29 protein-coding genes are annotated in these 26,883 nt (G+C 39.8%); 11 read left to right on the top strand and 18 right to left on the bottom strand.

The genetic code is table 11. The features are described from left to right. Positions 1-105 precede the first annotated feature (105 nt). The gene (locus B9O19_RS01025) at positions 106-3,390 is read right to left on the bottom strand and encodes an SGNH/GDSL hydrolase family protein (RefSeq protein ID WP_158648872.1); all 3,285 of its coding nucleotides are present in this window, start codon (positions 3,388-3,390) and stop codon (positions 106-108) included. A gap of 248 nt (positions 3,391-3,638) precedes the next feature. Next, positions 3,639-4,295, bottom strand: coding sequence for a cytidylate kinase-like family protein (locus tag B9O19_RS01020; RefSeq protein ID WP_158648871.1), 657 nt, complete (start codon positions 4,293-4,295; stop codon positions 3,639-3,641). Positions 4,296-4,582: 287 nt separating this feature from the next. Between B9O19_RS01020 and rpsF the strand changes: the two genes are divergently transcribed. The 8 genes from rpsF to B9O19_RS00985 all read left to right on the top strand — a co-directional run bounded on the left by rpsF (position 4,583) and on the right by B9O19_RS00985 (position 11,139). Next, on the top strand, positions 4,583-4,870 hold the full coding sequence (rpsF, locus tag B9O19_RS01015) for a 30S ribosomal protein S6 (protein WP_102366572.1): 288 nt from the start codon (positions 4,583-4,585) through the stop codon (positions 4,868-4,870). A 2-nt stretch (positions 4,871-4,872) separates the two neighbouring features. Next, on the top strand, positions 4,873-5,370 hold the full coding sequence (ssb, locus tag B9O19_RS01010) for a single-stranded DNA-binding protein (protein WP_102364687.1): 498 nt from the start codon (positions 4,873-4,875) through the stop codon (positions 5,368-5,370). A 25-nt stretch (positions 5,371-5,395) separates the two neighbouring features. Continuing rightward, positions 5,396-5,644: a 30S ribosomal protein S18 gene (gene rpsR, locus B9O19_RS01005; protein WP_102364686.1), complete on the top strand. Its 249-nt coding sequence runs from the start codon at positions 5,396-5,398 to the stop codon at positions 5,642-5,644. Positions 5,645-5,775: 131 nt separating this feature from the next. Further along, on the top strand, positions 5,776-7,044 hold the full coding sequence (purD, locus tag B9O19_RS01000; protein WP_102364685.1) for a phosphoribosylamine--glycine ligase: 1,269 nt from the start codon (positions 5,776-5,778) through the stop codon (positions 7,042-7,044). A 230-nt stretch (positions 7,045-7,274) separates the two neighbouring features. After that, positions 7,275-8,366, top strand: coding sequence for a 2-oxoacid:acceptor oxidoreductase family protein (locus B9O19_RS00995; RefSeq protein WP_102364684.1), 1,092 nt, complete (start codon positions 7,275-7,277; stop codon positions 8,364-8,366). Continuing rightward, positions 8,363-10,591: a thiamine pyrophosphate-dependent enzyme gene (locus tag B9O19_RS00990; protein ID WP_102364683.1), complete on the top strand. Its 2,229-nt coding sequence runs from the start codon at positions 8,363-8,365 to the stop codon at positions 10,589-10,591. The genes B9O19_RS00995 and B9O19_RS00990 overlap by 4 nt, the downstream gene beginning before the upstream one ends. A 75-nt stretch (positions 10,592-10,666) precedes the next feature. Then, the gene (locus tag B9O19_RS11790) at positions 10,667-10,840 is read left to right on the top strand and encodes a hypothetical protein (protein WP_169925261.1); all 174 of its coding nucleotides are present in this window, start codon (positions 10,667-10,669) and stop codon (positions 10,838-10,840) included. 50 nt (positions 10,841-10,890) lie between these two features. Further along, on the top strand, positions 10,891-11,139 hold the full coding sequence (locus B9O19_RS00985) for a spore coat protein (RefSeq protein WP_102364682.1): 249 nt from the start codon (positions 10,891-10,893) through the stop codon (positions 11,137-11,139). A 504-nt stretch (positions 11,140-11,643) separates the two neighbouring features. On the opposite strand, the gene B9O19_RS00980 is transcribed toward B9O19_RS00985, so the two are convergent. The 11 genes from B9O19_RS00980 to B9O19_RS00925 all read right to left on the bottom strand — a co-directional run bounded on the left by B9O19_RS00980 (position 11,644) and on the right by B9O19_RS00925 (position 18,824). Beyond that, positions 11,644-13,107 carry a tyrosine-type recombinase/integrase gene (locus tag B9O19_RS00980; RefSeq protein WP_015573044.1) on the bottom strand — a complete coding sequence of 488 codons (1,464 nt, stop codon included), beginning with the start codon at positions 13,105-13,107 and terminating at the stop codon, positions 11,644-11,646. Between the two features lie 12 nt (positions 13,108-13,119). Beyond that, positions 13,120-13,326: a helix-turn-helix domain-containing protein gene (locus B9O19_RS00975; RefSeq protein WP_015573045.1), complete on the bottom strand. Its 207-nt coding sequence runs from the start codon at positions 13,324-13,326 to the stop codon at positions 13,120-13,122. Further along, positions 13,316-14,017, bottom strand: coding sequence for a helix-turn-helix domain-containing protein (locus B9O19_RS00970; RefSeq protein ID WP_015573046.1), 702 nt, complete (start codon positions 14,015-14,017; stop codon positions 13,316-13,318). The genes B9O19_RS00975 and B9O19_RS00970 overlap by 11 nt, the downstream gene beginning before the upstream one ends. Then, positions 14,004-14,255, bottom strand: coding sequence for a helix-turn-helix domain-containing protein (locus B9O19_RS00965; RefSeq protein ID WP_015573047.1), 252 nt, complete (start codon positions 14,253-14,255; stop codon positions 14,004-14,006). Before B9O19_RS00965 ends, B9O19_RS00970 begins: the two co-directional genes overlap by 14 nt. 106 nt (positions 14,256-14,361) lie before the next feature. Further along, a complete protein-coding gene (locus B9O19_RS00960) occupies positions 14,362-14,622 on the bottom strand; it encodes a helix-turn-helix domain-containing protein (protein WP_015573048.1) in 261 nt (86 codons plus the stop codon). Then, the gene (locus tag B9O19_RS00955) at positions 14,615-15,193 is read right to left on the bottom strand and encodes a type II toxin-antitoxin system PemK/MazF family toxin (protein ID WP_024721675.1); all 579 of its coding nucleotides are present in this window, start codon (positions 15,191-15,193) and stop codon (positions 14,615-14,617) included. The genes B9O19_RS00960 and B9O19_RS00955 overlap by 8 nt, the downstream gene beginning before the upstream one ends. A 100-nt stretch (positions 15,194-15,293) precedes the next feature. Beyond that, a complete protein-coding gene (locus B9O19_RS00950) occupies positions 15,294-15,833 on the bottom strand; it encodes a sigma-70 RNA polymerase sigma factor region 4 domain-containing protein (RefSeq protein WP_015573050.1) in 540 nt (179 codons plus the stop codon). 438 nt (positions 15,834-16,271) lie between these two features. Further along, positions 16,272-17,003, bottom strand: a complete 732-nt coding sequence (locus B9O19_RS00940) for an ImmA/IrrE family metallo-endopeptidase (RefSeq protein WP_024721676.1) — start codon at positions 17,001-17,003, stop codon at positions 16,272-16,274. A gap of 19 nt (positions 17,004-17,022) precedes the next feature. Next, on the bottom strand, positions 17,023-17,274 hold the full coding sequence (locus B9O19_RS00935; RefSeq protein ID WP_003525178.1) for a hypothetical protein: 252 nt from the start codon (positions 17,272-17,274) through the stop codon (positions 17,023-17,025). Between the two features lie 2 nt (positions 17,275-17,276). Then, entirely contained in the window at positions 17,277-17,576 is a 300-nt protein-coding gene (locus B9O19_RS00930) for a hypothetical protein (RefSeq protein ID WP_024721677.1), read from the bottom strand. Positions 17,577-17,588: 12 nt separating this feature from the next. Continuing rightward, positions 17,589-18,824: a DNA polymerase Y family protein gene (locus tag B9O19_RS00925; protein ID WP_015573051.1), complete on the bottom strand. Its 1,236-nt coding sequence runs from the start codon at positions 18,822-18,824 to the stop codon at positions 17,589-17,591. A gap of 150 nt (positions 18,825-18,974) precedes the next feature. Between B9O19_RS00925 and B9O19_RS00920 the strand changes: the two genes are divergently transcribed. Together B9O19_RS00920 and B9O19_RS00915 are read left to right on the top strand one after the other, a co-directional pair. After that, complete coding sequence (locus B9O19_RS00920; RefSeq protein WP_015573052.1) at positions 18,975-19,385, top strand: helix-turn-helix domain-containing protein; 411 nt, start codon at positions 18,975-18,977, stop codon at positions 19,383-19,385. 100 nt (positions 19,386-19,485) lie between these two features. Beyond that, positions 19,486-20,019: an ImmA/IrrE family metallo-endopeptidase gene (locus B9O19_RS00915; protein WP_024721678.1), complete on the top strand. Its 534-nt coding sequence runs from the start codon at positions 19,486-19,488 to the stop codon at positions 20,017-20,019. Between the two features lie 41 nt (positions 20,020-20,060). Here the strand turns inward: B9O19_RS00915 and B9O19_RS00910 are convergent, their stop codons facing one another. From B9O19_RS00910 to tet(O/32/O), 5 genes are all read right to left on the bottom strand, one after another. After that, positions 20,061-20,531 (bottom strand): GIY-YIG nuclease family protein, encoded by a 471-nt coding sequence (locus B9O19_RS00910; RefSeq protein WP_024721679.1) that lies wholly within the window; start codon positions 20,529-20,531, stop codon positions 20,061-20,063. 103 nt (positions 20,532-20,634) lie between these two features. After that, on the bottom strand, positions 20,635-21,060 hold the full coding sequence (locus tag B9O19_RS00905) for an RNA polymerase sigma factor (RefSeq protein WP_000323895.1): 426 nt from the start codon (positions 21,058-21,060) through the stop codon (positions 20,635-20,637). A 94-nt stretch (positions 21,061-21,154) separates the two neighbouring features. Beyond that, positions 21,155-21,667 (bottom strand): sigma-70 family RNA polymerase sigma factor, encoded by a 513-nt coding sequence (locus B9O19_RS00900; protein WP_000241709.1) that lies wholly within the window; start codon positions 21,665-21,667, stop codon positions 21,155-21,157. Between the two features lie 596 nt (positions 21,668-22,263). After that, positions 22,264-23,484 (bottom strand): tetracycline efflux MFS transporter Tet(40), encoded by a 1,221-nt coding sequence (gene tet(40) / locus B9O19_RS00890; RefSeq protein WP_102366571.1) that lies wholly within the window; start codon positions 23,482-23,484, stop codon positions 22,264-22,266. 69 nt (positions 23,485-23,553) lie between these two features. After that, positions 23,554-25,473 (bottom strand): tetracycline resistance ribosomal protection mosaic protein Tet(O/32/O), encoded by a 1,920-nt coding sequence (tet(O/32/O), locus tag B9O19_RS00885; protein WP_024721683.1) that lies wholly within the window; start codon positions 25,471-25,473, stop codon positions 23,554-23,556. Between the two features lie 448 nt (positions 25,474-25,921). Here tet(O/32/O) and B9O19_RS00880 point away from each other — a divergent pair, with 448 nt between their 5' ends. Then, positions 25,922-26,860 (top strand): DDE-type integrase/transposase/recombinase, encoded by a 939-nt coding sequence (locus B9O19_RS00880; RefSeq protein WP_102364681.1) that lies wholly within the window; start codon positions 25,922-25,924, stop codon positions 26,858-26,860. Positions 26,861-26,883 lie beyond the last annotated feature (23 nt).

The raw sequence follows: 26,883 nt of genomic DNA, 5'->3' as shown, positions 1-26,883 counted from the left end.
ATCCAGCAATTGATTTATACTTTTTTAACCAACACTGTTTAAATTAAAAGATAACTTTTTTTAAAATGTCAAATGCAGAGTTCTTTTTTCTAACACATTAATATATTATTTTATTGGCACAGTTGGTGCATTTGTGTTTACTGTCTGTATTTCTTGAGTTAGTGCAGCTTGGTTGCCGTTTGGCAGAAGCTGACTTTCATTTCCCATTGGCTGAGTAAGCATAAAGCAGAATACCAGCGATTTAGCTGCTTTAGCTCGGGTTACCTCTACCTTTGGTTCAATAATTTTACCATTAGAAACAGAGCCTCTGGCAATTCCGCTCTCAGTTCTGATAAGACCTAGATTATACGCCTTTTTGAGTTTTTGATAAAGGTCAGTATTAATCGCTGCCTTATCATCTAGTACGCCCCAACCGGTAAGCGGTATATACGGAGTACCTTCATACTTGATATTTGGATCATAATTGGGGTCATCAGGTGATGGAACACTGCCATTTTGCGCTATATACATATCAATAATTGATTTGTCCGCTTTTTGATATGCATCATAGAGAATTGCTCCCATCACTTCGCGTGTAAGAGCTGCGTCACTAGCAACTATAGTGTCTTCCACCAGAGGTGGTTCCGCTGTGAATTCAGCTGTTACATTTGAATCTTTGGTTGCAGTAAAGGTGGCCTCTTTTGAAGTTCCAATAACCTCTCCATCTACTAAGATTGATTTATTAATATAATACTCGTTTGGCAACGCAACAACTTTGATTTTGTCATTAGCCTTTGCAACTAGTGAAGTTGTGCTATGCGGATAGTCATTTGACTCATATTGAATACCAAACAATCTTCCTGTGCCGCCATTTGTATAAACTTGATATGTCTTTCCAGCTTTGACATCAAAAGTCACAGCGTTATATTTATTATCTTTTGTTGTGCCGGCAATAGTAGTATTATTTATATACTTTGTAGATGTTGTACCGTCTGTTTTATTTTCACATGTAATTATTTTATGGTCAACAAACATAAGATAAAGAGTGAGTACACCGTCTTCCTTTGCCACATACTCAGGCTGTTTTGTTCCGTTATTACGAATTTCAATAGCCGATGTTGTAATATTTTTGTTTAATGCAAACACACCACCATTATCTACCTTCTTAACTATCTCCGACGGAGCCTTAAATGTATAGTATTCATTATCTCCCAGTACAGAGTTTGCTGTTACCTTACTTGTAATATCAGTAGTTGCTGTGTGAAATTCACTCTCATTATAGACCGTTACAGTACCGCCCGCCGCCGGTTGTGTTACATTGATTGTAACCTCACCTTCAGCAAGTTCTGTACTATTATCTGATGAAACCGAAACTGCCGTTGTTGACACTTCTGCGTTCTTTGTTTGCAGTTCAGCATATGTTTTGTTGTAATTAGTAAGTGAATTTTCTTCTAGACCAAATGCTTTTTCGGCTCCCCTTGCAAATTCGCCAACTGTAATCGTTTGAGTTGGTTTAAAATTGTTATTGCTGTCCTTATGGAGCAAACCAACTTCAAGAGCTTTTTCAATATTTGGCCTATAATAATAATTGTTTTTGCTCTGTTTAACCGCACCGGGAATTATGCCAACTGTACTCACATCTGACGCCATTTCGGGAAATACAGCAGACCAATTGCCTGATTTTGCTGCTTCCTGGACATTTTCAGGCATGTAACTTACCAATTTTTGCATTATCTCTTTGTCTTTATAAATGTCATCAGCTGAATTAGCCTGGTCATATATGCTTTGGAGCATAATTCTGCACCACTGCTTTGCTATAGCTTCACGATAATGTGTACCGTCTCCTCTTGTTCCATTAGCTGCATTGATTGCAGGAGTTTCGCCTGCCTCATATGTGTTATAGATATAGAATATCTCATTTGAATCTAAACTATCAATATACGCTTTTGCACCACTGTAAAGCTCAACCAAACCGATTTCTGAATCCGAAGCGGCCTTTTCACGCATATTTCCGGGAGAATCAGGATCAAATCCATTAGGTTTTTTAGAGCTTTCCGAATATCTTCCGCTGCCGGTTCTCGGCATTGCTGTAACAAGTACAGGCGTCATACCGCGTTCTTTTATAGCTGTCATATACATATCCAGCCACTTATTATAGTTTGCATTATTGGCTGCAAGATCGCCTTCTTTTACAGAAGAACCACGTTCGTATCTATCTGTGCTTACAGTCTCGTCATTGTGTGCTGAATGTATAAATACAAAATCGCCGACTTTACCTCTGATAAGAATTTCGTCAAATCTGCCTTCATCATAGTTACTCTTCATAGCACGGCCGCCCATTGAGTAATTAACAACATTAACCTTGTTTAAATCAAAATAATTTTTAAGTGTTTGTCCCCACGAACTTATAGTTTCGTTGAAACTGTAAGCCTTTTGAGTAGAGTCACCTAAGATATGAATTGTCGGCTTATCACCTGTCGCATTATTTTCAAGCGGCGTCACTTTAATTTTTTTAATACCAACAGTCTTCGGAGATGATTCTGATGGCAGTTTGGAAGGTTCTACATCGATTTCAATAAAATTTTCCCCTGTACCAAAATCATAAGACCATGTGTTTCCATTCCATTGAGCACTTACTGTTCTCGGAACCTGACCGCAGTTATCCCAATTACTTGTACTTGTCAGGCGTGAGGCCTGCATACCTGTAGGAGCAACCCAAGTATCCGCTGATGTGCCTGTTACCTCAACTTCTATATGATATGCACCCGGCTTCCCGGTGTCAATTCTGTAAATAAGACCGCCGTAATTATAATCTTTATCACCGCCATAATGCAAATATGAGCCTGTTGTTTCTGTAACTGTAGCTCCATTATCTGATGAAATCTTAATATTATCTGTCGCTCCAACCTGTCTCATATAAGATTCCGGCATTATGGTATGTGATTTATCAACAAACCCCTGACCATTATCTTTATTATACACCGGGACTTCACTTAATTTTGTGAAATCTATTGTTACTTCACTAACAGGTTCAGAACTATCCACTGTTTTTATATTGCTGAGTGGTATAATATTGTTAGTTCCATCCCAAATAAATAATTTAGTTTTCCCGCTTTCAGGTTTATAGTAATCCAATACTTCTTCTCCTACGGTTCCTATATCAAATTTTGCACAATCAGTTATAATTTTTTCACTGCTATCCTCATAAGTTACAACGAACAATACTGCATTGCTTAATTCACCATTTGAAGTATAACTAATATATAGTTTACCGGCATCATTGAAATAAGCCTCATTAATAACAAAAACATTTGAGTTTTCAGTTTGTTCTGCTAATACTGTTACGCCTGCAAAAACTGTAAAAACAAAAGTAATCATTATGACAAAACTCAGCCATCTCTTTTTTAACATTTTGCTTCCTCCTTTTCCCATAAGGGTTATATATTTATTCAAATTATAGCATACTTACATATAAAATCAATAGCCAAACGTCTTATAGTTTTTAATACCAGTTCGCAATTATTCTGTAGTAAACACAGTTTATTTACACAAAAGATATGTGTAAATAAATATTTTTACAAATAATTTTTAATAAAAAAACAGCTTTTTACTATAAATGCAAAAAGCTGTTCTAAAATATTATTTAATATATAAAGAAATTATTTTATACCAAATCTTAGTTTTACAAAATCACAAATTATCTTTGCAGTATCATCAATACCAAGAGCGGAACTGTCAACCGATATGTGGTAATTTGTAACATTTCCCCATTCTTGATTTGTATAAAAATTATAATAATTACTTCTCTTTTTATCAGTCTTTTTCATTGTTTCAAGAGCTTCTTTTTCTTTTTGTTTATAGATACGCATAACGCGTTCTAATTTAAACTCTTCATTAGCATGAATAAAAATGTTTACAACATTATCTTGATTTCTCAAAACATAGTCTGAACATCTTCCTACTATAACGCAGGAATTATCCTTAACCAAATCCTGAATAACCTGAGACTGAATTCTAAAAATAGCGTCAGAATTCAAAACGTCGCCATATCTATAAAATGAATTTCTATCGGATTGAAGACCCATAACTAAAGAATATAATAAACTATTAGTTGGCTTTTCATCTATACCTTCAAAAAGATTTTCTGAAAGCCCGCTTTCTTTTGCTGCAATAGCAATAAGACCCTTATCATAAAATTCTATTCCAAGCATATCTGCTACTTTTTTAGCAACTTTTCTGCCGCCTGAACCAAATTGCCGGCCTACTGTAATAACATAATTTTTACCTGCTTCTACTTTATTCATATCATTTCCCATATTATTTCCTCCTAATACAGATGATTTTAACATATTTTTTTATTTAATGCAAATTATTATTGAAAATTTATTGTATAAAATAAAACTAAAACTTTTGTACATATTTACCAAATAAAGTTTTAAAATTCCCAAATTATTATATCTTTAATTCTTTAGATGTTTTCTTGACATTATTCTTAAAGTATATTATAATAACTTAGTTGTATAAATTTATAAATATACAATTCCTTACTCCTATATTTATAGGGGTCAAAGTCCAGAAGGAGGTGACAAATATGGCAGAACATATCAACAAGTATGAGACTATTATGGTTTTAGACTCTTCTAAAACAGAAGAAGAAATCTCTGCATTGCTTGAAAAGTTCAAGTCATTGATTGAAAAACACGGCGAAATCGAAAGTGTCGATGAGTGGGGAAAGCGTAAGCTTGCTTATCCAATCAATTTCATGAATGAAGGTTATTATGTATTGGTTAACTTTAAATCAAACCCTGATTTCCCGAAAGAACTTGAACGTGTTTATGGTATCACAGACGGCGTTTTAAGAAACATCGTTGTTAGACGTGAGGAGGACTAATTATGATTAATAAAGTAATCTTAATGGGAAGACTCACTCGTGATCCCGAAGTTAGACACACCAGTACGGGAAAAGCTGTTTGTAGTTTTTCTATAGCTATTGATAATGGATATGGTGAAAACAGACAGACAGATTTCATCAACTGCGTTGCGTGGCAAAATCAAGCTGAGTTTCTCGGCAGATATTTCACAAAAGGTATGATGGTGATTGTTGCGGGCCGAATTTCGACTCGTACTTGGGAAGGTCAAGACGGAAAAAAGAATTATGTTACTGAAGTTATAGCAAATGAAGTGAACTTTGGTGAATCTAAAAAGTCCAGAGAAGAAAACAACGGTTATTCAGGAGGATATAATAATGCTCCGCAGCAGCAAGCATATTCTTCTTATGGTGCAGAGCAGCAGTCAAATAATTATACTGCTCCAGCTCAACAAATGCCCGGCGGACTTGAAGAAGATGAATTTACTCCGTTATCTGAAATTGATGACGACCTTCCGTTCTAAAATTTAAAGTTAAGGAGAGTTTAAGATGGCTGAAGAAAGAAGAAACGACAGACCCCGCGGCAGACGTCCTAAGAGAAAAGTTTGCTCATTCTGCGTTGATAAAGTTGATTACATCGACTATAAAGATGTTGCAAAGCTCAGAAGATATGTAACAGAACGTGCCAAGATACTTCCAAGAAGAATCAGCGGCTGCTGTGCAAAACATCAAAGACAGCTGACAGTTGCTATTAAAAGAGCAAGACAGATTGCCTTGATGCCTTATACATCTGACTAATAAAATATTTCGGCTCAGGTTCTGCCTGAGCCATTTTTTATAAAATTATTTAAAACTATTGTGTTTTTAATAAAAATAATGTAAAATATTATTATATAAATAATATTAATTTTTACTAAGGAGAACTGATTATGAAAGTACTTGTAATTGGAGGCGGAGGCAGAGAACATGCGATTATTTGGAAACTTGCCCAAAGCAAAAATGTATCAAAAATATACTGCGCTCCTGGAAATGGCGGAATTGCGGATTTAGCGGAGTGTGTTCCTATAGATGTCATGGATTTTGAGAAATTAACTAAATTTGCTAAAGAAAATAATATTGATTTAACTGTCGTGGCTCCTGACGATCCTCTTGCAGCAGGTGCAGTTGACGCTTTTGAAGCAAATGGTTTAAGAGCTTTTGGGCCTAATAAAGCTGCTGCAATCATTGAGGGAAGCAAATCATTTTCTAAAGATTTAATGAAAAAATATAATATTCCCACTGCAGATTATGAAGTGTTTGAAAACAGTACAGACGCAATAAATTATATTAAAGCAAATAACAAATTCCCGGTCGTAGTAAAAGCTGACGGACTCGCTTTGGGAAAAGGAGTTATAATAGCTAAAACATTTGAGGAAGCCGAAAATGCAGTTCATGACATACTAGATGATAAAATTTTTGGTTCTGCAGGTGCTAAAGTGGTAGTAGAAGACTTTTTAACCGGACCTGAAATTTCTGTTTTAGCATTTACCGATGGTAAAACTATGAAGCCAATGGTTTCTGCTCAAGATCATAAACGTGCTTTTGACAATGATGAGGGACCTAATACCGGCGGTATGGGTACGTTTTCTCCAAGCCGAGTTTATACCGATGAAGTTGCAGAAGAATGTATGGAAAAAATATTCATTCCAACCATGAATGCAATGAATGCAGAAAATAGAACTTTTAAAGGAGTTTTATATTTTGGGCTCATGAAAACTGTAGATGGCGTTAAAGTAATAGAATATAACTGTCGTTTCGGTGACCCTGAAACACAAGTAGTTCTACCACGGTTAAAATCAGACCTATGCGAAATATTTAACGCTGTAATAGACCAGAGGCTTGATGAAATAGATATTGAATGGAACGATGATGCCTGTGTATGTGTTGTTATGGCTTCAGGCGGCTATCCTAAAAACTATGAAAAGGGATATAAAATCGATGGTATAAAACAAGCGGAGAGTTTGGGAGCACTTGTATTCCACGCCGGGACAAAACGCTCCGATAATGATATTTTAACAAATGGGGGCCGAGTTTTAGGAGTTACAGCTCTAGGAGATAATCTTGAAGACGCAATTCAAAAAGCTTACAAATATGTTGATTTAGTAAACTTTGAGAATGCCCACTTTAGAAAAGATATTGGAATAAAAAAAGAAATCTAGTTAAAAAACTTACTATCATATTTTTCTACAGTCAGTTTCCATAAACAGGAAACTGACTTTTTTATATTTAATAACTAAATCTTATATGCATCAACTTACAGCAAAATATAATTTGATTTTTTTATACATCTTCTTCTATTATCATTTATTCTTTCTAAGTTTATATATTTACATAAAATTTATGTCTTGTGAAATAATAACAATAGATTATAAGAAAGCTAGGTGGTATTATGGATCAAGAAAAACTTCCTGTTAAAAATGACCGAGGTTACTATGAAATACGACTAGAGAGCATTGGCGGACTGGGAGCTAATCTTTGCGGAAAAATGTTGGGAGAGCTGGGCGTTACATGCCTTAAGCTGAACGCTGCCAGTTTTTCAAGTTATGGTTCAGAAAAAAGAGGTTCACCGGTTAAAGCCCATATTCGATGGAGCGAGCCGGATGTTGAGATTCAGCTTAATAGCCCGATAGAGTCACCGCATATACTGGGGCTTTTTCACGAGGCGATGACAGGTAAAGTTCCCGTAACAGCCGGATTAACCGAAAAATCAAAGGTCGTTATAAACACTTCACGCTCTCCTGAAGAAATTCAAAAAGCTTTAAATCTTTGCTGCGGAGAGATATTTTGTATAGACGCACAAAAGATAGCAATGGAAAGTAAAACTAGAATAAATATGGTTATGCTTGGAGCAATATGTAAAGCGTCAAACTTTGTTCCTTTAGACGCTGCTATAAAAATAACTGAAGAAACTATTGGTAAAAAATATCCGAATTTAATCGAAAAAAATATTGATGGTGTACGCCGCGGATATAATGAGACGATTTCTAAGTTTTTTGAGCGTAATAATAAAATAGAACCACTAAAATATAAAGAAGCAGAAAATCGCTGGGGATATGAAAATGCACCAATCGGAGGTATCAATAATAGGATAGGCAGCACTGTTTCAAATGATCTGTCAGCCTCCAGAGAAGGTTATATTCCTTTATTTGTTCAAGAAAAATGTATAAACTGCGGCTTATGTGACACTACATGCCCGGATATGGTGTTTCAGTTTATGCCTGGCACATACAAAGAAAAACCGGCTATGGTTAATATGGGCTTAGATTATCACCATTGCAAAGGATGTCTAAGATGCGTTGATGTTTGCCCTACAAACGCTTTAGTTGCCGGACTTGAACGTGAACATCCGGATAAAAAATGGTTTGTGAGAAATAAGGATTTAATTGTAGATAAATTGGAATATGAGGATGCAGGCGCAAACAGCTGGATTACCAGCGAAGCTTATTTGGATGAAAAAAGAGTGGATGGAGGTATTGTATGAGTAAACAAAAACTTTTATTTGAAAGCGGTAATGAATTAGCCGCATATGCAGCAAAACAGATTAATTACCATGTAATGGGATATTATCCGATCACACCATCCACACAAATAGCGGAATATTTGGATTTAATGAAAGCTAATGGTGAACATGATATATCTCTTATTCCTGCCGAGGGAGAGCACAGTGCTGCAGGAATATGTTACGGAGCGTCAACCGGCGGCGGAAGAGTTTTTAACGCGACCAGCGCAAACGGACTTTTATATGCTTTGGAACAGCTACCTGTACAGTCCGGAACACGTTTTCCGATGGTTATGAATGTCGCTTGCAGAACTGTATCCGGTCCTCTTTCAATTAAAGGAGACCACAGTGATATTATGTACACCCTTAACACCGGATGGATAATACTTTTTGCAAGCACTCCTCAAGCCGTTTATGATTTTAATATTTGTGCTTTAAAAATTGCTGAAACGGTAAAATTGCCGGTCATAGTAGCTTTTGACGGATTTTTTACAAGCCATCAAAAACGACGTTGTTATGTATTTGAAGAAGATAAGACCGTTCAAGATTTTATAGGTAAATATAATGCAGAATATTCGGCACTTGATTTAGAACAACCTGTTTCTATCGGCTCCTATATGAATGAACCTGACATTTTAAATAATAAATATCAGCTTCATATGGCTATGGAAGATGCCAGAAAAGTAATACCTGAAGTTTTTTCAGAATTTTCAAAATTATCTGAAAGAGAATATCAATTCACTGAAAGTTACAAAACCGATGATGCGGAAGTTATTTTATTCTTATTGGGTTCAAGTTATCATACAGCAAAAATGGCTGTGGATATATTACGTGAACAAGGAAAATCAGTAGGAGTATTTACATCAAATGTTCTAAGACCATTTCCAGCAAAACAGCTTGCTCAGAAATGCAAGAATGCAAAAACAATTATTGTTGGAGACAGACAAGACAGTTATGGAGCTAACGGCGGAAATATGACGCTGGAAATAAAAGCAATGCTTCAAGACGCAAAGTTGGATACACGTGTTATATCAAGAATATATGGTCTTGGAGGACGAGACTTTTATGTTGAAGACGCTATAGAATTTTTAGAAGCCGGATTAAACTCAGATTCTAAATCATTTGACTATAAGGGAATATATCCGGGCGATATGAGCACACCTAATACTCAATACTTTAATCCTATAACCGACGAAGAATCCAGCCCCGGTCTAACAACATGCAAATGGAACGATGATAAGCAGAATATGGAAGTATCAGGCGGAAGAATAAATGAAACTACAAAAATGCCAAAAAGACTTGCTCCCGGTCATGGAGCGTGTCCAGGCTGCGGAATACCGGTGAATGTCAATTTACTTCTGAGAGGTATCGAAGGAAACGTTGTACTGCTGTTCCATACAGGCTGCGGCATGGTTGTTACAACCGCATATCCAAAGACTTCTTTTAAGATTCCATATGTTCATAATCTTTTCCAAAACGGAGCTGCAACTTTATCAGGTCTTGTTGAAATGTTTCATCAGAGACAAAAGCGCGGCGAGTATCCGAAAGGAGAAATTACGTTCATAATGGTAAGCGGTGACGGCGGCATGGACATTGGAATGGGAAGTGCAATCGGGACTGCATTAAGAAATAATCATATTATTCTATTTGAATATGATAACGGCGGATATATGAATACCGGTTATCAATTGTCATATTCAACTCCAAAAGGCGCAAAAAGTTCAACTTCTCATGTAGGTGAATATCAGTACGGCAAGTCATTTTTTAATAAAGATATGCCTCAAATAATGTCTGCTACAGGTATTCCATATATAGCTACTGTGGCAGAATCAAATCCAGCGGATTTCATAAAAAAAGCTAGTAAGGCAAAAGCGTATTCACAGGAAAGCGGAATGTCTTATTTACGTGCTCTTTCTGCCTGTCCTTTGAATTGGTCTGATAAGCCAAACCTAGAAAGAAAGGTAATTGGAGCTGGCGTGGACTGCTGTTATTTTCCTCTATATGAAATAGAAAATGGAATAACTAATATAAATTATAATCCAGAAGATAAAAACAAGAAAATAAATGTACTTGAATGGCTGAGTATGATGGGCAGAACAAAACATCTTAAAGATAAAAAATATAAATATATAGTAGATGAAATTCAGGGGGAAATTGACCGAAGATGGGAAAGATTAAAAGCTCAGGATTCAAATCCGCTTTTGTAAGAATAAAAATAAAATCATGTATATTTTAACAGCAATTACAAATAATAGATATATAAAATAACTGGAGGTGAGAAGATGAGTCCAAAAGAATTACTTTATATTGAAGACGCTCTTGGCCATGAACAATTTTTGAAAACGCAATGCCAGGATACTGCCAACAATCTTCAAGACGGCGAATTAAAGAACTATGTTTCACAGCTTGTAATGAAGCATGATGAACTGTTCAAACAATTCTATAATTTAGTGTAACATAGCGCTATTATTGATGAACTCGTTAACAGAGAAAGGATGAAAATAATATGGATGATAAGAACCTTATGGAAAGTTTGCTGATGTCAACAAAGGGAGTATGCGACCTTTATATGCATGGTTCAATTGAATCGGGAACAACTAATGTAAATAACTCATTTAATAAAGCATTAAATGACACATTATGTATGCAGGATGAAATATATAAGAAAATGACAGCAAAAGGTTGGTATCCAACCGAACAGGCTGACCAACAGAAGATAAGCCAGGTTAAGCAAAAATTTGCTGCACAAGCGTAAAAAAATATATAAATAATGATAAAATGCACTTTTTATTGATACGATAGTTTTATTACATCGGCAATAAAGGTGCATTTTATTATTCAAAACAAAAACGCCGTATTTATACGGCGTTTGGCACCCTCTACGTGAGTCGAACACGTGACTAGCCCTTAGGAGAAGCCCCCGAGGGGCATTTTTGACTCCCTACAAATCCCCGAAAATCCTTGATTTTACTGGCTTTTCTGGGATTTCACTGTTAGTAAATTCTCGTCCAAAACCTGCTAATTTTTCGTGGTTTTTTGCCTTCCTTTTAGCAGGGTATTAGCAAATGCAAAGAAATATGGGAAACATCATTGAGTTAATCTGTAGCCCATAAATCACAGGAAACGCATTTGAAGTTTACGCATTCTCTTATGCAAATCAATAATCTGTGTTCAAATATTATAATGGTTTTTCTTCTTGATTTCAAGATTTTTCAGGAATTACAAAAGGCAACCCTGACGGATTGCCTTTTTTGTATGACTAAATTGTTTTCGCTAAAGCCTTTAATAATGCTGCTGTTTCCGGATTTGATAACAGTTTTGTGAGCAAGGCGGCGTTTTCATCTGTACTGTTCTCAGCAGGCTTTTCTTTTTCAACTTCGCTCTCTTTTTGAACCTCTGCCATTGGGTCAAGGAGTTCAACCGAAGTTTCAAACTTGGGCATTGGAGCAGTTTTACCTTCTTCCGCATTTTTGAGACCTTTAGCGTTGTAGAACTGTTCCTCAAACTTCTGTGCGTTATATCGCCTGTCCTCGTCGATTATATGGCTGTAAACATCGGCAACCATATCCATTCGGGCGTGTCCTGAGTCGCCTTGAACCGATTTCATATCGCCGCCGTTCCATTTCAGCTTGTAGGTTATACTTGCGTGACGGAAGCTGTGAAATACCACATCGGGTAAGTCGTTGTCCTGTATCAGCTTTTTCAAAGCACGGTTGATTACCTGACCTTCCATCGGTCTGCCTGACGAATGGCAGAATACCAAGTCATAATCCAAATACTCATCACCGAAAAGCTCTTTCATTTCGTCAATCTGCTTTTTTCTCTCTAACAGCATTTGAGCTACGGTTGACGGCAAGAAGATTTTTCTCACACTTGTTTTAGTTTTTGGCGTTTTCAAAACAAGGGAGGTATTTGTATTTGACAGAGTTCTCGGAAAGACACGGATAATGTCCTTATTATCAAGCACCTCCATTACATCTCTGTTTACTCGCTGAAGCTCTTTATCTACAAAAATGGAAGCGTTGTTTTCTTTCAGGCTTTCCTCCGAAATATCAATGCAATCCCAAGTAAGACCGAGCATTTCACCCATACGGAGTGAACAGGCAAAGGATAAATTGATGGCTAATGCGAGAATATCATCATCGCACACTTCAAGAGCGTGCATAAGAGTTTCTGCTGTCCATATTTCTCGTTTCTGATGTTCCTCTTTCGGGAGCGTTGCATTGAGAACCGGGTTTCTTGTCATCAACTCCCATTTTACCGCCTGATTAAAGGCACTCCTTAAAAACTTATGGATTTCTCTTACGGTATGTACGGTCAGATACTCATTTTTAGGCTTTTTATTCTGTACCACTTTGGTCTTAACTTTCAGAAGGCTTTGATAGAATTTATCCATAAGTCTCGGAGTCAGTTCATCAAGTTTCACATCGCCGATAAGCGGAATGATGTAATTATACATAAGCCCTTTCTTTGAACGGTAGGTTGACATTGCCCAGTTATTTACTCCGTACACGGAGCAGTATTCTTCAAGCAAATCCGCAACTGTCGTAGCATTAGGAATGATGAATGTACCGCTTTGCTGTTCAAACTCAATTTGAGTTTTTCTCTTTTTAGCGTCTGCGTTTGTATCAAAGGTTTCCCATTTTTGATGTTGGTTTCCGTCATCGTCTTTGTAGGTATAAACGACGGAATATCGATTCTTTCTCTTTACAATAGAAGCCATAGTCGTTCCTCCTTATTCATTATCCAGCCATTTATCAAAGCTGGTCTTTATTATGCGGTATCCGGTTTCGAGCATTACTGCCTGAAAACACCCCTGTTTGATGAGCTTATATACGGTCTGTCGGGTAATACCCAAGATTGACTGAACTTCCTCTACGGAATAGCTCTTTTTTGTATATGTACCGCCGTTTAATTCACGAACTCTATCCTCAATCGACATATCCCTCCACCTCCTCGATTTCCTTAACTTTAGTGTATTTACTTTGCGAAGCGTACCACTTATCAAAGCTTTCTCTTTTTATTCGGCGTTTACCGTCAACCCATATAAACTCAACAATGCCATCGTTCATAAGGTCATTTGCGGTGCTTCTCGGAATGCCGAGTACCTTTGCAACAGTAAGAGGAGAGAGCGTTTTGCCGTATTTCTTACCGGGTCTTTCGCCGTTTACTTTCTCATAATGGAATTGTCCTGCATACCAATCTTCAAAGCTATCCACATCAACTCTCATTTTGCCCAGTACCAAATAGGTCTTAAATCGGCACTGATTGATGAGTCGGTATGTAGCCGTCTTTCCAAGACCGAGTATTCTCATTACGTCGGGTACAGACATTGTCTTTTTGTCCTGATATGTAAGAACTGCCTTGACGATTTTCTTATTTTCTTCAACGCTTTTCTTTGAAGCTCTGTATTCGTTGCCGACTCGGTATGTTTTGAATAAGCCGCAATTCATCAGTTTCAGTGCTTCTTCTTCGGAAATGGAAAACAACCGAGATATTTCCTTGACAGAATAGGCTTGCCACTGTGCTTCCTCCTGAAGCTTTTCATCGCTGAACAATTCTGCCAAGCGTTCATTTTCCTCTCTGAGATTAAACTGCTCCACTCGGTCATTGAACATATTAACAAATGCCATCTTCAGAACCTCCTTTCTCGCCATTGAGCCAATTTTCAAAGCTCTTTTTAGATATTCGATATTGACCTCCGACACGAACGCTATGGAATTTCTTGCTTTTAAGCAGCTCATAGACGGTAGTTCTGCTCACTTTCAAGATGTGCTGTATATCATCTACCGTGTATGCTCGTATATCAGGTTCAGTCTGCCTGAATGTATTAGGAAGTCGAGTATCGCTCTTTTCAATTTTCTTTCGCATTACCGTTTACCCCCGATTTCTTATTTGCCACTCTGACTACCATATAGCCAAGTGACTTGGCTATATGGTACTGAAAATCGGAGTTTTTGTTAATTATGCGATTGGTTTAATCGCATAATTGACAACCGGAGCTTTCGCTGTCCATATTATCAAGCCATCGGTCAAAGCTCTTCTTGGAAATTCTGTAATGTCCGCCGACCTTTACAAAATGGAAAACGCCTGAGTTGACGAGAGCATAAGCAGTGTTCTTTCCAATGCTGAGAATATCCATTATTTCTTCTACCGTATAAACTCTTTTCTCAAAGCCGGAACTATCATCAACAGCGTTGGGTAGTTTGTTCATTGCTTCAATCTTATCTTCAAACATTGTCAACACCTCCCTTAGCGTGATGATGGTTCTTTTTGAAAATCATATAGTCATAGCCGTATCCTACCTGACATTTATCGCACATCTCTTTATCTGCCTGAAAGGGGTCAAGTCTTTTTACAATGTTTTCAGGGATAGACTGAAACTCGCTTCTGCAACGAGGGCAAAGACTTAGTACAATGCCTTTACGCTCTGTCTTGGGTTTAACGGGAATACCGACTGCAAATTTCAATCCTCGCTTGATTTCGCTGATTTTATCTGCGTCGGTAATTCTTCCGACAAAATTATCAAGCTCTGTGGCTTTATCCACGGTGCGTAGCTGCTCAAGCATTACCATCGACGGCTCTTTTAAGCCACAATCCGTGTTTAGCTCAATATGAGTATTCATTGCCGTTTTCTTTTTAACAGCCGTTATAGCGGCTACAACGACCGTAGGACTGCTTTCATTTAAGCGATTTGTCTGAACCACAAGAACCGGTCTCATTCCCGATTGCACACTACCGTTTGTAACCCCCAAGTCGCAGTAATAAATATCGCCCCATCTGACATTCTTAAATTCTTTTTCTTTCATATGTAAATCCTCGCTTTCGATTATTCTGAGGTAATTCATATCCGGATTAGAATTAACCCCTTCACTTGTTTGAAATGGGAGAGCGTTTTTGGGGGGTGTTTTAGAAAAATTTCCTCAACTTTTTTATTGCACTGTTTACCGATTCCCTTACAGAAGTAAAATCGACTCCTTCTTCATCTGCGATTTTTTCAAGTGTTTTGTTGTAGAAGAAATACTTAAAAACTCTGCGTTTCTGTGTTTCGCTTAAGTAACACAAAACCTCCCGAAGTCGCTTAATATTGTCTTTCAGCATTATTTCTTCGATTGGGTCTGTATCGACTGCCAATTCCGGATGATGCACTTCAAATTCTCCGTCATTGATGTCAAATGCGTGTCCGAAAAGAAGCCTTCTCATTCTCTCTCTTGCTTCGTAGTTCTGATACTCCGTTATCACTTCGCCCTGAGCCATAGAAAGCAGAATGAACGGAGTGTACCGACGGATAACATCAGGGTATTTAACCCACAATTCTTCTTCCGCCAGTTCTGTTACAATCGCCCATTTCTCCGTGCCGGTGTAGCCGTGATATTCATACCGCAGGTTAATGAGCTTGCAGTCGTTCGCAAATAATAATTCCTGTTGTTCTAATGTAAGTTTTGTCATTGTCGTAATCTCCTTAAATTTGAATTTTTGAATTTGGTTGAAATCAAAAATTCGGAGATTACGGATACTTGGCGATATACGCCAGCCACTTATATGTCACGGTCTTGCTCCTTTCGGGAGCGACAAAAAAGCCGGACACCAAGAACATTAGGATATTTCTATCCCTTAATTCTCAGCGTCCGGCAATTTGATGACTCAAGAGCTTTCGCTCAAGGACTCGTGGCTCGGTACATCTGTCCGATATTTAATTGTTCGCTCTGTTACTACTTCTTGTTAATCTGTACTTGACTGTTCCCTTGCGTAGGGATAGGTCAACCTCTACTACTCTGTGGCAGTTCGGACATTTCAGTTCAATCACGCCTGTTGTCATTGTTACCTTGTCAAAAATACGCCAGCCACAGTTTTTGCACCTTACGATTATCTTTTGTTCCAACGATTTCATAGCTCGCTCACCTCCGGATAAACCGTAACCAAATCAAAAGGATTATCAAGATACTCCTTTTTCAAAAGTCCGAGCTGTTTCATTCGTATAGCAAGTGCTTTTTTGGAACACCCTAAAAAATCCGCAAGTGCATCAAATCTCTTATATACGCTCGGATAGTATATTTTGTTCAGACACTCAATCTTTTCTCCAAGACTGAACAGATACATTCCCTGCTTTATAAGGTTTTCGGGAAGAAGGATAGCAGCTCCAAGCGTATTTGCCTGCCATTCCTCCCAATCGGATATAGGCTTATTTCTCTCGGAATTTGCCTTGTAATAATGTACTCCGGCAGATTTCTGTGTCACACCGTAATCATTCGGGAACAACATCTTAAATATCTGATGGCTGCCCTCGTGCATTAAGGTGAAATTCTTTCTGCCTTTCAGCTTGCTGTCAAAGTTCAAGTCCTTTTCCACGAGAACGGTTTTTCCATCCAAAAAGAAAAAGGCTTCGTTATCATCATCTTCAAATACCTGAACACCCATTTCCGTAAATGAGGTCATTCCGAGAATACTACCGTCATAAGATAGGTGCTGGTATTCGACATTCAATCCGAGAACCTTCTCCAAGAGAAGCTCCGGGTCAATTCTGTATATTTGTGTGTTACGGACATCGGGAAGTGCCATATATGCCTGAACATACTTGTCGGCAATCGCTTCGATGTCAAATCTCGATAAATGTTTCAAGTTACAAAACCTCCTACCATTAGGATTTTGCTTCTACAAACCACTTTCCGTTTTCTTCGTCGAACAGAAATGTGGGCTTGCCGCAAATCTGTACCGTGTAGCGGATACCGGTTCCTCCGACTTTGGTGGAAGCCGCACGGCATTTCTGAATTACACGGTCTATCTCATATTTTTCATCATTCTCAAACTTGATGAAGTTCGGACGAGCCGTTCCATCAGGTCTATGTGTTACATTTACTTCAACATAAACTTTTCTTCTTTCGGATTCCATTTTTATTCCTCGTAATTTCTCAAAGTCAAAACTAATCTTCCCAAGTGCTTGTATCCGTCGATGTTCTTATCCGACACCCTGTACTTGGGTCGGTCATCTCCGGCAGTATTGATGTAACAGGAAAGCCTTCCTTTCTTAAAGCGTTTTTTCCGGTCAAAGAAAAGAAACATTCCCTCATATATACCGTAGTCGGTAAAATGGTTTCCGCCGTCCGCACGAAAGATAACAATATCTTCGCTGCACCCCTGCAAAAAGCAGTCGGGCATCGTAACATAAGCCGTAACCTCTTTTTCGTCAATCACATTTAGACCTCCTTAACCAACCATACCTGTCGGCATAGTGATTTCGGCTTTTTCCGGTGGTAGCCGCAAGTTCTGACACAGAACCCCATTCCTTATGCTGTCCTTTCCGAAACGCCGTCTGATTTCTTCAACACACTTTTCCATTCGCTCCAATTTGTCCTGCTTTGCGGCGTCCATAAACATATCTATTTGACGGGGCGTGTCTTGTGGAATAAGATTTATGGCTTGTACTGTCACAGAACGGATAGGGTTATTCCACCCATATCTTTTTTCAAACAACTGAAAAGCGGTCTTTGCAATAATCATCGGAGACTGTGTAGGAAGTGCAATCTTCGTCTGCCATTGCCTTGTATTGAGCGTGTTGTCTCTAATATGTATTGCGACACCTTCTGCACTCAGTCCGTGAACACGGAGCTTGTGTCCGATGTCTTGGGTTAATTCGAGAAACACGGGCCACACCTGCTCCGGTTTCTCTAAATCTGCTACTGTTGTTATACCGTGTCCTACACTTTTTATAGGAGAAACGAAGTCTTTCTTGGCAACAAGGGAAAGGTCGTTGCCGTTGGCATAGTTCCATAAAACTACTCCGTTCTTTCCTAATCTTCTGCGTAAGAACTCAGGGTCGTTATTCGCTAAATCCCCGATGGTACGAATACAATAGCTGTCAAGCACTCGCTGGGTTGCCCGTCCTACACCGAGCAGGTCAGCGGCAGGAAGTCCCCAAATCTTTTCTTTGAATGTATCCTTTGGTATAACGGTTACTGCGTCCGGTTTCTTCATATCCGAGCCGAGCTTCGCAAATATCTTATTAAAGGAAACACCCACAGAAATCGTCAAGCCGAGTTCAAACTTCATCGTTTCACGAATTTCATTTGCCACCTTTTCCGGCGAACCGAAAAGGCTTTCTGTCCCGCTAATATCCAGCCAACACTCGTCCATACCATACGGTTCAACTTGGTCGGTATATCGCTCATAAACGCTTCTCGCAAGCTTTGAGTATTTGATATACTCCTCATAATGGGGCGGCACTACAACCAAGTCCTTGCACTTCTGTTTAGCCTGCCATACTGCGTCCCCGGTTTTCACATCAAAAGCCTTTGCTTTGTAGTTCTTTGCAAGCACGATACCGTGTCGTTCCTCCACAGAGCCGCAGACAGCAATCGGATATTTCTTCAATGCGGGGTCGAGCATACATTCGACGCTGGCATAGAAGTTGTTCATATCACAATGAAGTATGCTTCGTAACATTTTTTGAACCCCCCTTGACATTTTGGGAAGTTTAGTGTAAACTATGAGTAGTTCAACTTCCTGTTTCTTATTATACGCAGTTTAAGTGTACTTGTCAAGAGTAAATGAGAAGTTAAACTGTAAATATTCTTTTAAGGAGTGAAATCAAAGATGACATTCGGTGAAAAAGTCAAAGCAGAGAGGACTAAACTCGGTCTTAATCAGGATGAATTGGCTGAAAAAATAGGCGTAACCCGACGTGTAATTTGTTCTTATGAAAATGATAAATCCCGTCCGAGAGGAACGGAAAGATACAAGAAGCTGGCAGAAGCATTAAATGTAAATGTGAATTATCTGCTGTCTGAGGATGACGCTTTCATCGCCGATGTAGAGGATAAATACGGACGCAGAGGGGCAAGACAGGCTCAGGAGTTGCTTGCAGAAGTTACCGGTCTGTTTGCCGGCGGCGAAATGGCTGACGAAGATATGCGTGAAATGGTTGACGCTATTCAGGAAGCATATCTTATTGCAAAGAAGAACAATAAAAAATACACCCCGAAGAAATACCGCAAAGACGAGTAATCCTCACAGTGAACTAAGTCCAATATATGGGACACACAATAGTTTATAATTTATTATAGGGTAAATATCCGATATACTATAATATGGGAGGTGAGCCGGATTGGGGTATTACACTACGGCTGAAATTGTGAAAATCGTCAACAAGCTCATTGACCGTTGCGGTACTCGTGACCCGTACAAGGTCGCAAAAGAGCTTGGTATCAATATTATCTACCGAGATTTTGAAAAGCAGCGTGGAGCATACAAGGTCATTCTGAAGAACCGCTTTGTTTTCCTTAAAAACGGTATGCACCCGGTCGTGGAACAGATAGTGCTATGGCACGAAATCGGACACGATGTTCTCCACAGGCAAGAAGCGGTTGCTGTCGGCGGGTTCAAAGAGTTCAACATCTTTGATATGAGAGAGAACCGTATGGAGTATGAAGCAAATATCTTCGCTTCTCAGGCTTCGCTCCCGGACGACACCATTTTGGAATACATTGAAAACGGCTATGACATTCAGCAGATTGCACGGGCAATGTGTTCCGACATAAACCTAATTGCTCTGAAAGTAGATACGCTGATTGCACAAGGCTATCAACTTCGCAAACAGGAACACCAAAACGATTTTCTTAAATACAGTAAAAAAATATAAGACCGTCAAGTCTCGAATGAGATCTGACGGTCTAATTTTTATCAGTTTTTATTATATCCGAATTGTCTTGTGCAAAGGGTATCTTTCCACCATTTTTCACGACTCAGTATGTAATTATCATCCATTCGTGCGTTATAGTTTTCTAATACTGAATACTGAAAATTTGCTTTTATATAATCAAACCCTTTGGTGTCAACAATATGTTTAAGTTCAACATTCCCACCGTGTCCATTGTCTATATAGTTAGTCCACCTTTGAAGCAACATTCCATACTGAGCAGTTGCCGAGCCAACATACATTTTTCCGTTGCTGGTATCAGTTATAAGATAAACTGCTTTTTGATTTCTCAAAGCATCAAGCCAACCGCTGCGTTTATTCCGAATAATCGTTTCCAGTTGTGAAAAACTCAATCTTATGTTCTCATAACCCGGAAATTCGTCACCATCATAAGCAGTAGAAAGAATTTCTATTACTTCCAGTTCCTCCATCATAGACTCATAGGTTCTTCCCATGCCTTAACCCTGTATGCCATCCTGTTGTCCTCCTGCAAAAAATGAGTGAGGGGATTTCCATCCCTCACCCAGTAGCCCGCAGGATGGCAGGCTGTTTTAGAAGCTATAAAATTTTCCGCAGCTTCTTCCGCAGATGGTCTAACCTCGCATAGATGGCACCAGTCGTCAAATGCACAAGCGGGGCAATCTCCTTTGTGGAATACCCCTGCATTTTCAGCAGGACGATTTTCAAGGTACGCCCGTCCACCGTGACTAATACTTGATAGAGATTTTCGCTCTCAATCTCTTCCAGTAACTCCGCAACCGTACCCACTTCCGCCTGCCGCTCCCTGCCTGCCATGTCCTCAAGATATTCCGCAACGTCATTCGTCCATCGGTAAAACCGCCTGTTGGAATTGAAGTCTGCCCTGTCCGCCATGCGTATCTGCTCAATGGTCGCTTCATCAACGCCGCACTCACGCAGCAGCTTTTCCTCCGCTTCTTTCCAGATACGCCATTTCCTGTCCTCCCGTCCGTGGTTGTATGCCATTCTTACTTCCTCCAATCAGAATTGATTGAGAGGGCAGAGAAAAGCCCCCTCATCTTCCCAAAGGAAAAAACAAGGGGGCTGAACGCCTTAAATTTTAATTTTCTATTATCTTTCTTAGTTTTATTAGGATTCTGGCTTTGCGTTTGTTTACAACGCTCTGGGTTATGCCCAACCTCGCCCCGACTTCACGCTCGGAAAGTCCGTCAAAAAAGATTGCCTGTATCAGCTCCTGTTCACTATCCGACAGCAAAGGCAGGGCGGCTTTCAGCCTGTCCACCATGACCGCATTGACAACGGTTTCTGCAATGTCCACCGCTTCATCAGTGATAAAGTCCAGAGGATTCCCCTCGCTGTCCGTAAATCCGTCGAGAGATAGCAGTCTATTCTTTGTATCTAATTTTTGCAGATAACGCCACCGTTCCTTGTCACGGTAGAAGTCTGTGTATTGCTCCCTCACGACTTCAAGCAGACAGCCTTGAATGGGGATAAACAGCTTGTCCATATAGGTCTGGTCGGATTCCCTGCAACGGCAGAACTCCGTGTAGGATAATTCCACATAGCCGCCACTTTCTCTGATATATACCTTTCTTGGTGCATATTTCACCATAAATACCTCCCATCTGAATTTTTGAAATGTAAAAAATCCAGATGGAGAGGCGGAGAACGACACCGCATATCAGAAACAGCCCTACGGCACTTTCCAACAAAAATCGACAAAAGAAAAACCGCAAAGGCTCTGTGACCTTTACGGTTATAGGAAATAGTAATTCTATTGTATGGAGATTGTACTTCTACTTTCAAGGTGAGAAGTACCGTTGCACTGGCAGAAATTTTTTTAACTGGTTTCCTGCCGTTCTCTGATATGCTATGTATTGATAAATTTTGCTTCGTATGAGCAGATAGATAACTGCCCGAAAAAAGGACATAAAAAAATCCCTCCAAATTTAAAAACAAATTCAGAGGGTAATTTAGGGTATAACAAAATAACCCACCCGAATATCGTTTTTTTTATTTGGTGAGTTTGTTCTTTCAAATACGAAACAAATGCTCATGTACGGTAAAGTATCACAAGAAAATTATGTCGAATTGACAGCCGCCTCCGCTATACCGAATAAGGAAATAAAGAGTCCTCAAATTTTGCGCTACTAAATGAAGACGAGCGGAAGTAATCTCCCGCTCGTCAGTAAACTTAACTATGCCATATCAATCCCGCTTCTTTCCCGCCACCGGCACTAAGAACAGCGCGGGCAACAGCAGGAAAGCGGTACAGACCAGCCCCCAGGGTATGGACACCTGCTGGGCTACCAGCCCCACAATAGGCCCGCCGATGATCTGCCCGAAAGAGTCCAGCTGTCCGCTGGTGGAAAAGACTGTGGCGCGCATTTTCTCATCCACATGGTCGTTCATCCAGGCGGCCAGCACAGGCTCCTTGATGGTGCGCATAAGCCCCGCCAGCAGGAACACCAACAACATGAACCAAAAGCTCCGCCCCACCGCGAAGAGAACCAGGCACAGGATATACCCGGCGCTGGTGGACATGACCACACTGGTTCGGCTGACAGTCCCTTTTTTCTCCATGCGGGCGATGAGCAACTGAGAAGCCAGAATACCTAAGCCGCTGCCGATAAGACTGATAACACCGAACCAAGTGACGCTGTTCAGCGGCCCGATAACGGGTATTACCGTGTCATCCAGAAAATGAGCGGTGGAGAGCCGGTCAAAGCCTTCACTGGCAAGTCCCCCGCATAGTGTGATTGCTAAGAGCGCCAGCAACACAGGTGCGCCTTTCACAAAGCCCAGGTTGAGCTTGAACAGGCAGACAAAGTCTTTAAGCAAGCCCTGCCGTTCCTCAATAGCAGGGGAGAAGTTGGTTTCTGGCATGATGCGACCCAACACCAGCCCCAACAACAAGCACAAACTGCCCCCCAAGATGAGAGGCATTTGCAGGTTTATGTTTCCCAGCAGTGTGCCCAGCACCACGCCCAGAACGCCGCCGATTTGCCCCATTTGACTGCCCCGCAGGAACACCTTGTCTATGGGTTTGTCCTCTTCCTCCGAGGCAATCCACGCCTCCAGAGCGCCGGTGATGAAGGTATCACCGCAACCCCAGACAACCTGGGCCAGCAGAACCGGCGCGAACCACGGTAGCGCACCCTCCATCAGAAAGCCCAGGCCGTAGAGGAACATTCCAATCAGCACCGAGCGCCGACGGCTATACAAATCCGCCACCACACCGGTGGGTATCTCGAACAGAAAGCAGGAGGTCTCCAGAACCGTCCCTACCAGGACAAGCTGGAAAGCATCCAGCTGCACCACCTCCAGGTGGTACACGATGGAAAGCACTGTGGACATAGAAACCGCCAGGGAACAGACAAATCGGAACAGCAGGTAGACAGAATATGCCTTTGAATTTTTAGCAAACATGAAGTTACATTTCATCATAATTAGTCTCTAATCCTTTCAAATCTCATTTTATATGACTTTTGCAAGCTGTTAAGCTAACTTGTGGAACATATGCCGAACCTTATCTATACGGCTATTCGGGCGGCGGGGTTGGCAAATAAATTTACCAATAGCTGGCTGGTATCCTTTTAACTCTGTCAAGCAGACTCCCTGCCCATTTGTGAAATAAGTTAAATCGTTCCTGTATTCTTGAATACATCTAGCAGGGATTTCTCCTTTCAGAATGACCTCGTCATTCTTTATCTGAGTACTTACAATATCTGCACAATACCTTGGAGCATCATGATACGCCCGTGAGAGATATTCCTGCGGTGCATAAATTTCAAAGTGGAGATATGGCTCTAATAGTTCTGTCCCTGCTTTTTTTAAAGCCTGCTCCAATACGATAGGGGAAAGCAGCCGAAAGTCTGCGGGGGTACTTACAGGACTATAATACAATCCATATTCAAAACAGATTTTACAGTCTGTCACTTTCCATCCATACAGCCCCTGCTCGCAGCCATAAAGAACCCCCTCCATAACCGCATTTTGGAACGATTGATTTAAATATCCAAGTGAAACTCTGCTTTCATACTGCACTCCGCTTCCAATAGGGAGCGGCTCTATGGACAACCCGACAGAAGCCCAGAAAGGATTTGGCGGGACTTCTATGTGGATGGTATATTCTGCTTTTCTAAGCGGTCTTTCCAGATAAATAACCGAAGGCTCTTTCATAGCCACGCCCACATGATATTTTTCTTCTAATAGCGAACAAATAACTTCTAACTGTACTTTTCCCAAAAAAGATAACATAATCTCATGTGTAACAGTATCAATGTCAAAATGCAAAAGAGGGTCTGTATCAGCAATCTCTGCGAGGGCATTTAACAGGGCTTCCCTTTGCTCCGGCTTTTGCGGCTCTACCGTTGTCCGAAGTAATGGCATGGGATTATCAATCCATGTTTTGTGAGGCAGGAGTTTTTCATTTCCCAGAATGTCGTTCAGTTTCAAAGTATCATCAGCTAAAATAACAATTTCTCCCGGACAGGCATGGTCAGCCGGGACGATTTCACCATTTGACGGAATACACATTTCTGTAATCTTTATTTTTTTCTTTTTTGACAGCAGCAGGGTATCCCGTAAATGGAGCGTCCCATGATACAGGCGTAAATAAGAAAGCCGTTTTTTCCGCTCTGTATACTCAACCTTAAAAACATATCCACATAATTCAGACTGAATATCGTCTGTTTCTGTAATGAAAGTTTCTGTAACCGCTTCAATCAGTTTTTCTGTTCCTAAATTGTCTTTTGCACTCCCATGATAAACAGGAAACAAAGAGCAGCATCTGGTTCTTTTGCACTTTTCATATTGTAATTCCTGTATATCCAAAGAATCCTCTGCAACATATCGTTCTAATAGTTCATCGCTTCCGGAAATAATCATATCCCATTTGTCCAAATCAGAAATATCGGTCATGGATATTTGGGGCGACAGGGAAACCTCCTGCATGACAATCATATCACTGGTAAGTTTGTCTTTAATGCTTTGGTAAACACGCTGTAGGTCGATTCCATTTTGGTCTATCTTATTTATAAAGATAATTGTCGGAATGTTCATTTTCTGAAGCGCATGGAATAATATACGCGTCTGTGCCTGTACGCCGTCTTTTGCCGAAATGACTAAAACAGCTCCGTCAAGGACAGATAAAGCACGGTATGCTTCGGTTAAAAAATCCATATGGCCTGGCGTATCTATAATGTTGACTTTTACATCCTCCCACTGAAAAGATGTCACTGCTGTCTGGATAGTGATTCCCCTTTGACGCTCCAAATTCATTGTATCTGTCCTTGTTGTGCCTTCATCTACGCTCCCTAGTTCTGCAATTGCACCACTGGTATACAATAAACTTTCCGTTAATGTTGTCTTTCCTGCGTCAACGTGAGCCAGAATGCCTAAGTTAATTATTTTCATGTGATTTTCCTCCTATCAACACCCAAAAAAGGGCATAAAAATACCCAGTGATAAATACTCCTATCACTGGGTAAATAACTCCAATAGCCCCAAAACACTTATATGTTTTCGGGCATATAAAATTACATGATAAAAGTATTCTTAAACTGGGTACAAAAAACTAAGCCCCATATTAAAAGTGAAACGGGACTGCTACTTTTTGTTCCCACTATCAAATTGACAGTTTATTTAAGAATACCTTGCCGCATATTTATTAACTCCTTGTATAATACTGAATCTAATTATATTCCTTAACCCTTTATTTGTCAAGCCTTTATTTGTCAAGCTGACAAACTAAAGTGTAGGTTTACAATAGATGTGTTACAGAGATTAAAAAAAGAGTGACGAATGGAGCTTTCTGTGTTACAGTTAAAGTTGCGACACCAACTGAAAGGAAGCACCATTCGTCATGAATACTGTAACACAAACAATGCTGTACCGTCAAGCCCTAATTAACTATGCAAATAAAAAAGGTGTAACAAAAGCGGCAATCAGATACAAAACAAACCGTCAGTATATTTACCGCTGGCTGAAAAGATATGACGGAACGCTGCAATCATTGGCAGACAAATCACACCGACCGCACCATCACCCTAATGAGCATACGGCAGAGGAATTAAAGCTGATTGCAGATATGCGAAAGCGTAATATGAACGCCGGATTAGTAGTTTTTTGGGTAAAGCTGCGTCAAAGAGGATATACACGCTCGGTGACTGGATTATACCGCATTTTACGCCGACAAGGACAAATGGCGGTTAAGCCGCCAAACCCAAAGTATGTGGCGAAACCGTACGAACAAATGCAATTTCCAGGGCAAAGGGTTCAAATAGATGTTAAATTTGTGCCGGAGGTGTGTATGGTAGGTGATGTTAAGGGCAAGAAATTTTACCAATATACCGCAATAGATGAGTATTCACGCTTTAGGTATTTGGAAGCATTTGAGGAACACAGCACATATTCCTCTGCCATTTTTCTTGAACACCTTATAAAAAAATTTCCTTTTAAGATACAATGTGTTCAAACCGACAACGGCTCGGAATTTACTAAAAGCTTAGGCAATACCGAAAAGCCGACACCCACACTGTTTGAGGCGCGCCTCAAACAGTGTGGCATAAATCACAAGCTGATAAAACCGTACACTCCCAGACACAACGGTAAGGTAGAGCGTTCACATCGCAAAGATAACGAATACTTCTATGCCACTCATACTTTTTACTCGTTTGAAGATTTTAAAAAGCAGCTTGCTGTTCACAGCAGAAAGTACAATAATTTCCCTATGCGTCCTCTCAATTGGAAATCTCCTGCCGATTATTTGTTTTCCTTTTTATCTAACGGCGAAGTTTTCTGATTTTTGTAACACATCATTGACAA

Source organism: Monoglobus pectinilyticus (assembly GCF_002874775.1).
GTDB classification, from domain to species: Bacteria; Bacillota; Clostridia; order Monoglobales; family Monoglobaceae; genus Monoglobus; species Monoglobus pectinilyticus.
The sequence above is the reverse complement of the archived record's forward strand: the minus strand, read 5'-3'. Positions and strand labels throughout refer to the sequence as shown.